The sequence below is a fragment of the Pseudomonas sp. 58 R 12 genome (genome assembly GCF_900005865.1).
GTDB classification, from domain to species: domain Bacteria; phylum Pseudomonadota; class Gammaproteobacteria; order Pseudomonadales; family Pseudomonadaceae; genus Aquipseudomonas; species Aquipseudomonas tritici.
The window spans coordinates 1-15,751 of the sequence record NZ_CVTP01000024.1 but is presented as its reverse complement, the minus strand read 5'-3'; the positions used below and the strand labels follow the sequence as shown (position 1 = coordinate 15,751).

7 protein-coding genes are annotated in these 15,751 nt (G+C 61.3%); 4 read left to right on the top strand and 3 right to left on the bottom strand.

The genetic code is table 11. The features are described 5' to 3' along the window. Positions 1-91: 91 nt before the first annotated feature. Both BFP95_RS29830 and BFP95_RS20895 read left to right on the top strand, forming a co-directional pair. Positions 92-1,222: a hypothetical protein gene (locus BFP95_RS29830; protein ID WP_175403071.1), complete on the top strand. Its 1,131-nt coding sequence runs from the start codon at positions 92-94 to the stop codon at positions 1,220-1,222. A 278-nt stretch (positions 1,223-1,500) separates the two neighbouring features. Further along, positions 1,501-2,856 carry an MATE family efflux transporter gene (locus BFP95_RS20895; RefSeq protein WP_065876158.1) on the top strand — a complete coding sequence of 452 codons (1,356 nt, stop codon included), beginning with the start codon at positions 1,501-1,503 and terminating at the stop codon, positions 2,854-2,856. On the opposite strand, the gene BFP95_RS20890 is transcribed toward BFP95_RS20895, so the two are convergent. Further along, positions 2,840-3,427 (bottom strand): TetR/AcrR family transcriptional regulator, encoded by a 588-nt coding sequence (locus BFP95_RS20890; protein WP_065876157.1) that lies wholly within the window; start codon positions 3,425-3,427, stop codon positions 2,840-2,842. The two genes, BFP95_RS20895 and BFP95_RS20890, sit on opposite strands and share 17 nt — an antisense overlap. Positions 3,428-3,568: 141 nt before the next feature. On the opposite strand from BFP95_RS20890, the gene BFP95_RS20885 reads away from it, so the two are divergent. Next, positions 3,569-4,741 carry an MFS transporter gene (locus tag BFP95_RS20885; protein ID WP_065910637.1) on the top strand — a complete coding sequence of 391 codons (1,173 nt, stop codon included), beginning with the start codon at positions 3,569-3,571 and terminating at the stop codon, positions 4,739-4,741. On the opposite strand, the gene BFP95_RS20880 is transcribed toward BFP95_RS20885, so the two are convergent. Beyond that, on the bottom strand, positions 4,742-5,107 hold the full coding sequence (locus BFP95_RS20880; RefSeq protein WP_065876155.1) for a type II toxin-antitoxin system HicB family antitoxin: 366 nt from the start codon (positions 5,105-5,107) through the stop codon (positions 4,742-4,744). Further along, a complete protein-coding gene (locus BFP95_RS20875; protein ID WP_038846635.1) occupies positions 5,104-5,355 on the bottom strand; it encodes a type II toxin-antitoxin system HicA family toxin in 252 nt (83 codons plus the stop codon). Before BFP95_RS20875 ends, BFP95_RS20880 begins: the two co-directional genes overlap by 4 nt. Positions 5,356-5,564: 209 nt before the next feature. Between BFP95_RS20875 and BFP95_RS20870 the strand changes: the two genes are divergently transcribed. Further along, positions 5,565-15,751, top strand: a 10,187-nt coding sequence (locus BFP95_RS20870; protein ID WP_065910636.1) for a non-ribosomal peptide synthetase, incomplete at its 3' end; no start/stop codon positions are given.

Below are 15,751 nucleotides of genomic sequence, written 5' to 3'. Positions count from 1 at the left end.
TTTTTCCGCTCATGACCACAGATGGAATGTTGATCCAGCGCCCAGTCGGTTGGGGTTGGCAGTTATCGATTCCAGTATCTGAGGTCTTGCTATGTCCTATGTAAATCTTCGTCAGGAAACACCTTATTGCGGTGATTTCAGCCCTCGCTGCGAGCAACCCAAGGCTACCTCTGATAATGCTGGTTGGCGTGCACCCAACTCAGTGGTTGCGCGGGACTTCGCTAGAAACTTCGATTACTTCCAGAGTGCTGACAGCGGGTTTGTGACGCAGAAATCCCTTCAGAACGCGGCTAACCGCCCACTGACCGGAAATCCGTTTCATGATCAGATGACGTTTTTGGCAAGGGAGATTCTCCAACGGCCTGAATTGAACGCCATGCTTGACGGAATCAACCATGGCGGTTCATCAGATGGGTTGATCAGCAAGGGCGACGTGGACCGGACCGTTGCTCACATCGATCAGCAAGAAGCACCTCCCATGCGGGAATTTCCAGGGCGGTACAGCGGCGCCATGCAGCGCCAGCGCCTCGAAAACCAATATGCACCTCAGGCTGATTGGCAACAGCCAATCATGTCTGCACCGCACTACGCTAATGAAAACCAATGGGATGGCTCGATGTCAGCGTCGGGGCAGCGTCCTTATGCGAACGACAGCAAGCAAGATCTTCTCAACAAGATACTGGCGCGTTTCAGTTCATTTGAAGATCCAAACTCCCCGGGTTTGATCACCGACAAATCACTCACTGCGGTTGCCAGCGGTTATCACTTGGATGGTCGGCCCGCCACGAGAGCCGAGATGGCGTTGGCCAATGAGCTGCTTGAGCGCGGTGAGGTGTTCAAGGAACTTGATCAAAGCGGCACGGGCGTTCTTGATGGGGCGTTCTCCAGGGATAACCTGGCCTACTCGTCGGACAAGTACCGGAATATGGATAACCACGACCTGATTCAGGGCATAAAGGATAACTTCAGGCAGTTCACCGCTGGCACAAACGACGACTACATTAACGTCAATGAGTTGAAGGAGGCTGCTGGAGTTATTCCGTCGAATCGAATGTTCAGCCCCGAAGCACAGCAACTTGCGGCTGAGCTGCTCAAGCGTCCAGGACTGTTGCGCGAGCTGGATATTGGGACTAACAGCCAGGGCGGGGTGGGCTACGAGGACAATCGTTTCGATATGGCTAACATCGACTACATACTCAATAACGGGCACGCGCCGGCCTGAGCCAGAGTGAACAACTGCCCCACGGCGGCCACAAAAAAGCACGGGGTTTGAGACGACGGTATTTTTGTAGTGAGCGGGCGTGCCCTAATGCCAGTCAGTCAAGGGCGAAGATGTACCTGTGGCGGGGGAGTTTTGCCGCTCTTCCGACTTCTAAACTGACTGCATTAGGGCACGCCCGGCCACTACAAAGGTCATGTTCAGAATCCCGTCCCTTAACTGATGGGATCCACTTACGGTATAACCTTCGGACGCTTTAGTTATCCGAGGCCCCGTTTTTCATGCAAAGCCCCTTGCAACGTCCGCTCTGGCAGATCTACCTGATCTTTCTGGCACCGATGGTGCTGTCCAACTTCCTGCAAAGCTTTTCCGGCACCCTCAATGGTATCTACGTCGGTCAAATGCTCGGCACCCAGGCGCTGGCAGCGGTGTCGGGGATGTTTCCCATCGTGTTTTTCTTTATCGCCCTGGTGATTGGCCTGGGGGCGGGTGCCTCGGTGTTGATCGGCCAGGCCTGGGGCGCCCAGGAAACAGGGATGGTCAAGGCGATTACCGGCGCCACCCTGACCCTGGGGGCGCTGGTAGGTATGATCGCCGCAGTGCTGGGCAGCCTGTTTGCGCGCTCGGCCTTGCAGGCGTTGGGCACGCCGATTGATGTGCTCGACGATGCGGTCGGTTATGCCCAGAAAATGATGCTGATCATGCCGTTGCTGCTGGTGTTCATTCTCTACACCCAATTGCTGCGTGGCGTCAGCGATACGATCTCGCCGCTGCTGGCACTGATGGTCTCGACCCTGGTCGGCCTGCTGCTGACCCCGGCGCTGATTCGCGGCTGGATCGGCTTGCCGCCCATGGGTATCCAGAGCGCGGTATATGCCGGACTGGTAGGCAACGCCCTGGCAATGCTGTTTTTGATCTTGCGGCTGCGCCATAAAAACCATGTGATGGCGCCGGATCGCGAACTGCTCGCGGCCTTACGCCTGGACCGCGTGATTTTAGGAAAGGTCCTGCGCATAGGCCTGCCTACCGGCTTACAGATGGTGGTGCTGTCGCTGTCAGAATTGGTCATTCTCGCCCTGGTTAACGGTCATGGCTCCCAGGCCACCGCGGCGTATGGCGCGGTGACGCAAATCGTCAACTATGTGCAGTTTCCGGCACTGTCGATTGCCATCACCGCATCAATCCTCGGTGCGCAGGCCATTGGCGCCGGGCGCCTGGAACGCATTGGGCCGATCCTGCGCACGGGCTTGTTGATCAACACCTGCCTCACCGGCGGCCTGATTGTGCTGGGTTATGTGCTGTCCCACTGGTTACTCGGCCTGTTCATCACCGACGACGCGGCACGGATCAACGCCGAACACCTGCTGCACATCATGTTGTGGAGCATCCTAGTATTCGGCTTCCAAGCTGTGATCGGCGGGATCATGCGCGCCAGTGGCGTGGTGCTGATGCCGGTCGCGATCTCGATCTTCTGCGTGCTCTGCGTCGAGTTGCCGATTGCTTACCTGTTCAATGCCCACTTCGGCCTGGAAGGGGTGTGGATGGCGTTTCCGGTGACTTACCTGGCAATGCTGGCATTGCAGGCCGCGTATTACCGGTTGGTCTGGCGGCATAAGCAGATCAAGCGGCTGGTGTGAGGTACAGGCCTCGCAGCAACAGCTCCAGGCCCTGCAAGCCCTGCTCCAGTCGCTCGCCGGGGTGTTCATCGCGGGCGATCCATAGGGCGGTGTTGACCAGGCTGCCATTGATCAATTGCGCCAGCGCGACGCTCGGGGCCTGGTGGATGAGACCGGCCTGCATCAGGGCCTCCAGCAGTTGGCGCAATGATTCAACACACTGTTGCTGAGAGCCGGTATCACCCAATACGGCCGGCGCATCCTGCAACACAATGCGCTGTATTTCATTCTCCTGAGCCATGCGCAAGTAGGCGCGGCAGCGTTCGCAAAAACCACTCCAGGGGTCTGCGGCCTCATCCGAAATGCGCTGCAAGCTGGCGTCCATCTCGCTGTCGAGTTGGGCAACTACCGCAGCCAAGAGCCCTTTTTTGTCACCAAAGTGGTGGTACAACGCACCGCGGGTCAGGCCAGCACGGGCGGTGAAATCATCCATCGAAGTGTTGGCATAACCTTGCAAGGCGAAGGCCTGGCGCGCGCTGGCGATCAGCCGGGCGCGGGTGTCTTCGATCATTTCAGCACGGGCTCGGCTCATGGTAGGACTCACAATGGGCAAGTGAAAGATTGACATACGCTGCGTATGTTACGCATGATTTGACACATACGCACCGTATGTATTTTGCCTTGAGCCTTGCAGATAGCAAGTTCCAGGGCAATCAGGAAGAGGTCAAGCAGGATGGCAAACCCTTACGCCGAGTTGTTCCAGGTCCCTGGCGCCCGAGCTTTTGTGCTGGCGGGTATGCTGGCGCGCATGCCGATATCGATGACAGGCATTGGCTTGATCACCATGCTCTCGCAGGTGCATGGCGGGTATGGTCTGGCGGGCTCGGTGGCGGCGGTATTTGCCTTGGCCACGGCATTTTGCGCGCCGCAGGTGTCCAGGCTGGTGGACCGCCATAGCCAAGGGCGAGTACTGCCGATTGCCGCGCTGATCGGCGGCGGGGCGCTGCTGTTGTTGCTGCTGTGCACCCGCTTGCAGGCGCCGAACTGGATGCTGTTCCTGTTTGCCGCCTTGGCCGGGTGCATGCCAAACATGTCGGCCATGGTGCGGGCGCGGTGGACCGAGTTGTACCGCGGCCAGCCCAAGCTGCAAACCGCCTTTGCCCTGGAGTCGGTGCTGGATGAGGTGTGCTTCATCGTCGGCCCGCCGATTTCGGTGGGCCTGAGCGTGGTGCTGTTCCCGGAAGCGGGTCCGTTGGTGGCGGCGCTGTTGTTGGCGGTGGGCGTCACGACCTTTGTGTTGCAACGCGAGACAGAACCCCCTGTGCATGAGCATCAGGACCATCACGGCCGTTGGCTGATCGCTTCCCCCTCCGTGTTGATCCTGATGATCCTGCTGCTGGCCATGGGCGTGATCGTTGGCGTGGTGGATGTGGTCAGCGTCGCCTTTGCCCAGCATCAGGGCCAGCCGGCGGCGGCGAGCATTGTGCTGTCGGTATACGCCATTGGCTCGTGCCTGGCAGGGCTGGCGTTTGGCACCCTTAAACTCAAGGCCCCGTTGCCCCGGCAGTTCCTGTTCTGTGGCGTGGCTACGGCGTTGACCACCTTGCCATTGCTGCTGGTGACCAACATTCCTGGGCTTGCGGTGGCGATCTTTATTTCCGGGCTGTTCTTCGCTCCGACCCTGATCGTGGCCATGGCCCTGGTAGAGCAGATCGTGCCCGTCAGTCGCCTGACCGAAGGCATGACCTGGCTGATCACCGGCCTCAGCATTGGCGTGGCCATCGGCGCCGCCAGTTCCGGTTGGATGATCGACCACTTTGGCGCCACCAGCGGGTTCTGGGTCGCATTGGTGGCGGGGGCGGTGGTGCTGGGTTCCGCGGTGTTGGGGTCTCGGCGATTGGGGTAATCAGCCAAGCGCCGGGCAAGTATCTGCACTGTGATGCTGTAAAAATTCATTCAGTGCCTGGCGTGTCAGGTCATTGAGCGTCACTTTCTTGCGAGTCGCCGCCAGGGCCGCCGCCAAGTGCAGGTCATGGCCGACCCGGACATTAAAGGAGCCTTTGCAAGGCTTCTCCGGTGTATGCCCAAGGGTCTGGCAGGTGGTGAGATAGTCGTCCACTGCCTCACGAAATGCGGCGTCCAACTCGGCGACGGTTTTGCCTTCGTAGCTCACCAACGCCTTGATGAACAGAATCTTGCCGAACAGGCAGTTGTCTTCGAGGCTGGCTTCAATAGAGCCGATGTAGCCTTTGTGTTTCAGTTGGTTGTTCACTGAATCAGTTCTCCTGATTTCAATTGCTCGATGATCTGGCGCCGAATGTAGTGTTTCAGTTCGTTACCAGGGTGAGGCTTGTGCAAGGTGATCATTGCACTGGGGTCACCGATGTCGAATTTGACGCGGCTTCCAGCCCCTTCAATCTGTGTGTAGCCGAGCCGACGCAGCAGCGTGACGAGTTCGGGCCAGGTAAATGCCATGTGCTCGTTGAGCAGTTTGGCGAGCAGCTTTTCATTTTTGGACACGGCGTTCCCTGCGTGTAACTAAATGTAGTTGCAAAAAGTGGGGTCCGTCAATGCTAGCTCGGGTTCGTGTGGTCTTCCTGAGATTGATGTAACCCCTGATGACACCTCGCGCCACGCCGCCCATCCCCCGCTAATTTTTCCCTCTCCGGTTCGTTTTATAGGGACGACGTGCCTTTGTGCTTCCTGCCTATTGCTCCGGACTCCAAGAAATGAATGCTGAAGACTCCTTGAAACTTGCTCGCCGGTTTATCGGGTTGCCCCTGGAAAAGCGCCAATTGTTCCTGCAGGCCTTGCAGAAAGAAGGCGTGGATTTTTCCCGGTTTCCGATTCCGGCAGGGGTGGCAGTGGAGGATCGCCAGGCGCCGTCCTACGCGCAGCAGCGCATGTGGTTTCTATGGCAATTGGATCCCGCCAGCGGCGCCTACAACCTGCCGGGTGCGGTGCGTCTGACGGGCGCGTTGAACCTGGGCGCACTTGAGCAGGCATTCGCCAGCTTGGTCGCGCGCCACGAAACATTGCGCACGGTGTTCCAGCGCCAGGCTGATGAGCGCCTGTTGCAGGTGGCGGCGCAAACGTCGTTAAGCGTCGAGCAACTCGATCTGAGCAATCTGGCCCACGCTGAGCGCGAACAGGCCGTCAACGAAGCGGCGACCCGTCAATCGCTGCTGCCGTTCGACCTGGAAAACGGCCCGCTGCTGCGCGTGCAATTGCTCAAGCTCGATGCCCAGGAACACGTATTGCTGTTGACCTTGCACCACATCGTTTCTGACGGCTGGTCGATGAACGTGCTGATCGATGAGTTCATCCGCTGCTACGACGCCCATGAGCGTGATGAAACCCCGCAATTGCCGGCCTTGCCGATCCAGTACAGCGACTACGCCCTGTGGCAACGCCGCTGGTTGGAGGCCGGCGAACAGGCTCGCCAACTGGACTACTGGCAGGCGCGCCTGGGCGATGAGCATCCGGTGCTGGAACTGCCCACGGACCGCCCGCGCCCGGCCATGCCGAGCTACCAAGGCACGCGCTATAACTTCGCAATCGGCCCGCAGTTGGCGACACAACTGCGCACTTGCGCACAAAAACACAACGTCACCCTGTTCATGCTGTTGCTCGGTGCTTTCAACGTGCTCCTGCATCGCTACACCGGGCAAGGCGACATCCGCGTTGGCGTGCCCATTGCCAACCGCAACCGGACTGAAGTCGAAGGGTTGATCGGCTTTTTCGTCAACACCCAAGTCTTGCGCACCGAATTGACCGGGCAAACCCGCATCAATGAACTGCTGCAAGGCATCAAAGAGCATGCCTTGGGTGCGCAGGCCCATCAGGATCTGCCGTTCGAGCGTCTGGTAGAAGCCCTCAAGGTCGAGCGCAGCCTGAGCCATACGCCGCTGTTCCAAGTGATGTACAACCACCAGCCGGTGGTCGCCGACATCGCAAGCGTCAGCACCGCCTCCGGCCTGGAGCTGGCGCTGGTGGAATGGCAAGGCCGCACCACCCAGTTCGACCTGACCCTCGATACCTATGAAAAGTCCGGCACACTGCACGCCGCGCTGACCTACGCCAATGACCTGTTCGACGCGTCGTCTATCCAGCGCATGGCCGCGCACTGGATCAGCCTGTTGCAGTCCATGGTGGGCGACGGTGAGCAGCGCATCGGTGAATTGCCGATGCTGGCCGCGCATGAACAGCAGGTGTTGATCCAAACCTGGAACCGGACCGACGAGGCATATCCGACTGAGCGCGGCATTCATCACCTGATCGAAGACCAGGTACGGGCCACGCCCGATGCGCCGGCGCTGGTGTTTGGCGCTGCCACGCTGACTTACGCTCAGTTGGATGCGCGTGCAAACCAACTGGCGCATGCCCTGCGCGCGAAGGGCGTTGGCCCCGACGCCCTGGTGGGGATTTGCGTCGAGCGTTCCATCGAAATGGTGGTCGGTCTGCTGGCGATTCTCAAGGCGGGTGGCGCCTACCTCCCGCTGGACCCCGAATACCCCCCGGAACGCCTGGCCTACATGGTCGAGGACAGCGGCATCCAGTTGTTGCTCAGCCAGCGTAGCCTGTTGCCGTTGCTGCCTGCCGATGGCATTCAGGTGATTGCCCTGGACCAGCCCGCCGGCTGGCTCGATGGCTACCGTACTGAATCGCCAAACGTCAGCCTGCACGCGTTGAACCTAGCCTACGTGATCTACACCTCCGGCTCCACCGGCAAGCCCAAGGGCGCCGGCAACAGCCATCGTGCGCTGGTCAATAGGCTGTGCTGGATGCAGCAGGCCTATGGCTTGGACGCCAGCGATGCGGTCCTGCAGAAAACGCCTTTCAGCTTCGACGTCTCGGTGTGGGAATTCTTCTGGCCGCTGATGACCGGTGCACGCCTGGTAGTCGCAATGCCGGGCGAACACCGCGAGCCGGCTCGTCTGATCGAGACCATCAGGCAACACCGCATCACTACGCTGCACTTCGTGCCGTCGATGCTCCAAGCGTTTATCCATGAGCCAGGTGTGCAGTCTTGCATCAGCCTGCAACGTATCGTCTGCAGCGGCGAAGCCTTGCCACTGGACGCGCAGTTGCACGTGTTCGCCAAATTGCCCCAGGCCGGGTTGTTCAATCTCTACGGCCCGACCGAAGCGGCCATCGACGTTACCCACTGGACCTGCGTCGACGAAGGCGCCGACAGCGTGCCCATTGGTCGGCCCATCGCCAACCTCGGCACCTACGTGCTCGACGCCCAGCTCAACCCTGTTCCCACGGGCGTCAGCGGCGAGCTGTACTTGGGCGGCACTGGCCTGGCGCGCAGTTACCATCGGCGGCCGGCGCTCACCGCCGAGCGTTTTGTGCCGAGCCCCTTCGGTGAAGGCGCACGCCTTTACCGCACCGGCGACCGCGTGCGCCAGCGGGCCGACGGGGTAATCGAATACCTTGGCCGCCTCGATCACCAGGTCAAGTTGCGCGGCCTGCGGATCGAGCTGGGTGAAATCGAGGCGCGCCTTATGCAGCACCCATCGGTGCGTGAAGCCGTCGTGCTGGTGCAGGGCGGCAAGCAGTTGGTGGGCTATCTAGTGTTGGAAGGCGCAGCGCCGCGCGACCTCAAGGCCTGGTTGCTCAGCAGCCTGCCGGAATACATGGTGCCCACCCACATGGTGCCCCTGGACAAGTTGCCGGTGACTGCCAACGGCAAGCTTGACCGCAAAGCCTTGCCATTGCCGGACGCCACCCCACAGCAGGCCTATGTCGCGCCGGAAAATGACCTGCAAAAAGCCTTGGCGGCGATCTGGAGTGATGTGCTTGGCACGCCGCAGATCGGCCTGGAAGACAACTTCTTCGAACTGGGCGGTGACTCGATCATCTCCATCCAAGTGGTCAGCCGTGCGCGCCAGGCGGGCATACGCCTCAGCCCGCGGGATTTGTTCCAATACCAGAGCGTGCGCAGCCTGGCGCTGGTGGCCGCCTTTGAGCAGGCAACCGTTATCGAACAAGGGCCAGTCACCGGCGAGGTGATCCTCACTCCTGTGCAGCACAGCTTCTTCGAGCAGGCGATCCCGGCGCGTGAGCATTGGAACCAGTCGTTGCTGCTGACCCCGCGCGAAACCCTGGAGCCCGCGCGCCTTGCAGCGGCCTTGACCCAGTTGATCAACCACCACGACGCCCTGCGCCTGCGCTTTGTGCAACAGGCCGAAGGCTGGCAGCAAACCCATGCCGAGCCGGTGACAACCACCGAGTTGTGGCAAGCCAACGTCGCTGACGACGCCGAGTTGGCCGCACTTTGCGATAGCGCCCAGCGCAGTCTCAATCTTGAACACGGACCACTGGTACGCGCGGTCCTGGTCGCGATGGCCGATGGCACCCAGCGCCTGCTGCTGATGATCCATCACCTAGTGGTGGATGGCGTGTCGTGGCGCATCCTGCTTGAAGATTTGCAACAGGCTTACCGCAACGCCGCACTGCCGCCCAAGACCAGCGCCTACCAGCGGTGGGCGCAGCAATTGCAGGCCCATGCGCAGACGCTGGACGACCAACTGCCGTACTGGCAGGCACAGACTGCGAGCGCCGACTTGCCGTGCGACAACCCTCAGGGTGGCCTGCAGAACCGTCTGGGCAGCAAGCTGGAAATCCGCCTCAGTGCCGAACACACACGCCAACTCCTGCAAGACGCCCCGGCGGCCTATCGTACCCAGGTCAACGACCTGTTGCTGACCGCACTGGCGCGCGTCATCAGCCGTTGGAGCGAGCAACCCGCCGCACTGATCCAACTGGAAGGGCATGGCCGCGAAGACCTGTTCGACACAGTCGACCTGAGCCGCACGGTTGGCTGGTTCACCAGCTTATTTCCCGTACGCCTGCAAGCCGACGGCGAACTGTCGAGTGCGATCAAGTCGGTGAAGGAGCAGCTGCGCGCCGTGCCGCACAAAGGAATCGGCTACGGCCTGTTGCGCTACCTTGGCGCGCCTGACGCCCGCGAGGCCTTGTCAGGCCTGGCCGCGCCGCGCATCACCTTCAACTACCTGGGCCAGTTCGACCGCCAGTTCAACGAATCGGCGCTGTTCGTTCCGGCGACCCAGGGCAGCGGCCAGGCCCAGGACCCTGAAGCGCCGTTGGCCAACTGGCTGACGGTGGAAGGGCAGGTGTACGGCGGTGAATTGGCCCTGCAGTGGGGCTTCAGCCGCGAGATGTTTGAGGTGTCGACCATTCAGCGCCTGGTGGATGACTACCAGCAGGAGCTGCTGGCGCTGATCGAACATTGCGTCGACCCGCAACAGGGCGGCCTGACCCCCGCCGACGTGCCGTTGACCCGCCTGACCCAGCCACAGTTGGACGATTTGGCCTTGCCATGCCGGGGCGTGCAGGACCTGTATCCGCTGTCGCCCATGCAACAAGGCATGCTGTTTCACAGCCTGTACCAGCAGGGGCAGGACGACATTTACGTCAGCCAATTACGCGCTGATATCCAGGGCCTGGATGTGCCACGTTTCCAACGTGCCTGGGCGCAGGTGCTGGCGCGGCATGACATGCTGCGCACCGGGTTTGTCTGGCAGGACGCGCAGACGCAGCCGTTGCAAGCGGTCTACCGCGATGCCGTGTTGCCGTTCGCCGAATACGACTGGCAGGCGCGCCCCGACCAGCAAGCGGCACTCGACGCATTGAGCGAGGCCACACGGGCACAAGGGTTTGTGCTGGAACGGGCGCCGCTGCTGAGCCTGAAACTGGTGCGTACCGGTGCCGAGCGTTTTCATCTGATCTATACCAACCACCACATCCTGCTGGACGGTTGGAGCCGTGCCCAGCTGTTTGGCGAAGTCTTGCAGCATTACGCCGGCCAGCCGTTGCCGGCGATCCAGGGGCATTACCGCGACTATATCGCCTGGTTGCAGGCGCAGGATGTGGCGGCCAGCGAGGTGTTCTGGAAAAGCCAATTGGCGGCGCTGCAAACACCGACGCGTCTGGCGCGTGGCGTATCGACCCATCCTTCGCCGAGCAAAGGCACGCTGCATCTGGCCCTCGATCAGGCGCAGACCGCGCAACTCAGGGCATTTGCCCTGGCGCACAAGGTCACCCTCAATACCGTGGTTCAAGCCGCCTGGCTACTATTGCTGCAACGTCAGACCGGCCAGGACACGGTCGCCTTCGGCGCCACCGTTTCCGGTCGGCCAGCGGGGTTGCAGGGCATCGAGCAGCAGGTCGGCTTGTTTATTAACACCTTGCCGATCATCGCCACGCCCAGCCCGCAGCTGTGGGTCGGCGAATGGTTGCAGCAGTTGCAAGAACTGAACCTGAGCCTGCGCGAGCACGAACACACACCGCTGTTCGATATCCAGCGCTGGGCCGACACGGGCGGTACGGCATTATTCGACACCCTCCTGGTCGTTGAAAACTACCCGGTCTCTGCGGCATTGGCACAGGGCGCGCCGGCCGGGCTGGCGTTCAGCAACGTGCAAAATATCGAGCAGACGCACTATCCATTAACCGTGCTGTTGGGTGCAGGTGCAGCGCTGGAATTCGAATTCAGCTTCGATACAGAACTGTTCGGCGAGGGCGAGATTCGCCAACTGGCCGAGTACTACCAGCACCTGCTGCACAGTTTGAGCGGTGCGGCCGAGCAACGCCTGGGCGATCTACCGACCCTGGCGGACGCTGTGCGCCAACACGTGGTCTACGACTGGAATGCCACTGCGCGCGATTACCCGTTGCACCGCAGCGTGCATCAGTTGATCGAAGAGCAGGCCGCGCGCACGCCGGATGCACCTGCGCTGGTCTTCGCGCAGCAGCGTTTGAATTATGCGCAGTTGAACCGCCGCGCCAATCGCCTGGCCCATCGCTTGATCGAAGCGGGGGTGGGCCCGGACGTGTTGGTGGGCCTGGCTGTGGAACGCTCTATCGACATGGTGGTGGGCTTGCTCGCCGTCCTCAAGGCCGGTGGCGCCTATGTGCCGCTGGACCCGGAATACCCGCGTGAGCGCCTGGCCTACATGCTCGACGACAGCGGCGTAAAGTTGCTGTTGACCCAGGCCCATCTGCTTGAGCAATTGCCGCTTCCGCCCGGTGTCGAGAGCCTGGTACTGAGTGACGCGGGGTTCGACGCTTACAGCGAAGCCAATCCAGACGTTGCACTGGATGGCGAAAACCTCGCCTATGTGATCTACACCTCAGGCTCCACCGGGCAACCCAAAGGCGCCGGTAATCGGCACTCGGCATTGGCCAACCGCTTGCAATGGATGCAGGAAGCCTATGCACTGGACGCCAGCGACAGCGTGTTGCAAAAGACCCCGTTCAGCTTTGACGTGTCGGTGTGGGAGTTTTTCTGGCCGTTGATGACCGGCGCGCGCCTGGTGGTCGCGGCGCCTGGCGATCACCGTGATCCGGCCAGGCTGATCCACCTGATCAATCAAGCGCAAGTCACCACGCTGCACTTTGTGCCGTCGATGTTGCAGGCGTTCCTGCAGGATCCGACGGTATCGAGCTGCCAGAGCCTGCAACGCCTCGTGTGCAGCGGCGAAGCGCTGCCGATTGATGCCCAGCAGCAAGTCTTCGCCAAGCTGCCCGAAGCCAGGCTCTTCAACCTGTACGGTCCGACCGAAGCGGCCATCGATGTGACCCACTGGACATGTGTCGATGAAGGCTGCGATGCGGTACCGATTGGACGCCCGATTGCCAACCTCGGTTGCTACATCCTTGACAGCAACTTCGCGCCCGTCCCGGTCGGTGTGCTGGGCGAGCTGTACCTGGGCGGTATTGGCCTGGCCCGTGGTTATCACCGTCGGCCGGCACTCACGGCCGAGCGCTTTATCGCGCACCCATTCGTCAAAGGCGAACGCCTGTACCGCACCGGCGACCTGGCACGCTACCGTGAAGACGGCGTGATCGAGTACGCCGGGCGTATCGACCATCAAGTCAAGCTGCGCGGCCAGCGCATCGAGCTGGGTGAAATCGAAGCGCGCCTGCTGGAGCACGACTGGGTCCGCGAGACGGCGGTGTTGGCGGTAGGCGGCCAATCCTTGGTGGGCTATCTGGTGCTGCAAAACGCGGGTGATGATTGGCGCGATGTATTGAGCGCCCACCTGGCCCAGCACCTGCCGGACTACATGATACCGGCGCAGTGGATGCTGCTGGCACAGATGCCCCTGAGCCCGAATGGCAAGCTGGACCGCAAGGCGTTGCCTTCGGTCGACGTGCAAACCCGTGAATACGTGGCGCCGCACACCGAAATGGAACGCCGGGTCGCCGCCATTTGGGCCGAGGTATTGGGCGTGGAACAGGTCGGCCTGAATGACCATTTCTTTGAGCTGGGCGGACACTCCCTGTTAGCCACCCAAGCCATATCGCGCACTCGCCATGGTCTTGGCCTGGATGTCGGGTTGAAGGCACTGTTCGACCAGTCGGTCCTCGGTCGCTTCGTGGAGGCGTTGACTGACGCCAGGGTTGAAACCAGCCCGATAGCGCGGGCCGAGCGCAACCAGCCATTGGCGCTGTCCTACGCTCAGGAACGCCAGTGGTTCCTCTGGCAACTGGACCCGCACAGCGCGGCCTATCACGTGCCCAGCGCACTACGCCTCAAGGGGCAACTGGATCACATCACGTTGCAGCGCGCTTTCGACACCCTGGTCGCACGCCATGAAAGCCTGCGTACTCATTTGCAGCAGGATGCTGACCGTACGGTGCAAGTGGTCAGCCCTGAACTACGCATTGAAATCAGCTTGGCCGAAGCGAATGAGGCGAACCTGAAGGCGTTGGTAGAAGCCCGCATCACCCAGCCGTTCGACTTGCGCCAGGGCCCGCTGATGCGCGTCAGCCTGCTGCGCCTGGCCGCGGATGAGCATGTGCTGGTGCTGGTGCAGCACCACATCATTTCCGATGGCTGGTCGATGCAAGTGATGGTCGATGAATGGGTACAGCTCTACACCGCCTATAGCCGGGGGCAGCCGCTGCAACTGCCGGCGCTGCCGATCCAGTACGCCGACTACGCCGCGTGGCAACGCCAGTGGATGGAAGCGGGGGAGACCGCGCGTCAACTTGACTATTGGCGTGAACTGCTCGGCGGCGAACAACCGGTGCTTGAGCTGCCATTCGATCACCAGCGGCCCGCGGTGCCGACTCATCGCGGGGCACGGCTGAACATGCCATTGCCTGCGGCGCTGCTCGACAGCCTCAAGGCCCTGGCCCAGCGCGAAGGCGTGACGTTGTTCATGCTGTTGCTGGCGTCCTACCAGGCGTTGTTGCATCGCTACAGCGGCCAGCAGGATATTCGCGTGGGTGTGCCGATCGCCAACCGTAACCGGGTCGAAACCGAGCGGCTGATCGGTTTCTTCGTCAATACCCAGGTGCTCAAGGCCGATATCGACGGGCAGACCACCGTTGCCCAGTTGCTCGCTCAGGTCAAGCAGCGTGCGCTGCAAGCCCAGGCTCATCAGGACTTGCCGTTCGAGCAATTGGTGGAAGCGCTGCAACCGGAGCGCAGCCTGAGCTTGAGCCCGTTGTTCCAGGTCGCGTTCAACCACCATGTCAGCCTGGCGGGCGGGCATCTGCGGCGCCTGGAACAGCTGCAGATCAGTCCGGTCAGCTGGGATGAGGCGGTTGCGCAGTTTGACTTGACCCTCGATATCGAAGAGTCCCAGGACGCATTGCGCGCCTCGCTGAGCTACGCCACTGACCTGTTCGACGCTGCCACCATTGAGCGCATGGCGCGGCATTGGCAGAACCTCTTGCAGGCGATGGTTGCCGATCAGCAACAGAACATTGGTCAGTTGAACCTGCTGGACCGTGACGAGCAACAGCACATTCTCCAACTGTGGGATCGCACCGACTCTGGCTTCCCGGCCACGCGCCTGGTCCATGAACTGTTCGCCGACCGCGCGGCTGAAAACCCCAATGCGGTGGCGGTGAAGTTCGATGCGCAAACCCTGAGCTATGGCCAGCTGGACAGCCAGGCCAACCGCCTCGCACATGCCTTGATCGCCCGAGGCGTCGGCCCCGAAGTGCGCGTGGCGATTGCCATGCCGCGCAGTGCCGAGAGCATGGTGGCGTTTCTTGCGGTGATGAAAGCCGGTGGTGTCTACGTGCCGCTGGATATCGAATACCCGCGTGATCGCCTGCTGTACATGATGCAAGACAGCCGTGCGCAATTGTTGCTGACGCACACCCGTGCCTTGCAGCAACTGCCGATCCCCGACGGCCTGGATAGCCTGGCGATTGATCGCACCGAAGACTGGAGCGATTACAGCGATACCGCACCGCACGTCGAATTGGACGGCGACAACCTGGCGTACGTCATCTACACCTCCGGCTCCACGGGCATGCCGAAGGGCGTGGCGGTCTCCCACGGCCCATTGGTGGCGCACATTATCGCGACCGGCGAGCGCTACGAAACCAGCCCGGCGGACTGCGAACTGCACTTCATGTCATTCGCTTTCGACGGCTCTCACGAAGGCTGGATGCACCCACTGATCAACGGTGCCAGCGTGCTGATCCGTGACGACAGCCTGTGGCTGCCCGAATACACCTACGAACAAATGCACCGCCATAACGTGACCATGGCCGTGTTCCCGCCGGTGTACCTGCAACAGCTGGCCGAACACGCTGAACGCGACGGCAACCCACCGGCTGTTCGTGTGTACTGCTTCGGCGGTGATGCCGTCGCCCAAGCCAGTTACGACCTGGCCTGGCGCGCACTCAAGCCAACCTACCTGTTCAATGGCTATGGCCCCACCGAAACCGTGGTCACGCCGTTGCTGTGGAAGGCCCGCAAAGGAGACCCATGCGGCGCCGTCTACGCGCCAATCGGCACACTATTGGGCAATCGCAGCGGCTATGTTCTGGACTCGCAACTCAACCTGCAACCCATTGGCGTGGCGGGCGAGTTGTACCTGGGCGGCGAGGGCGTAGCCCGGGGGTACCTGGAGCGTCC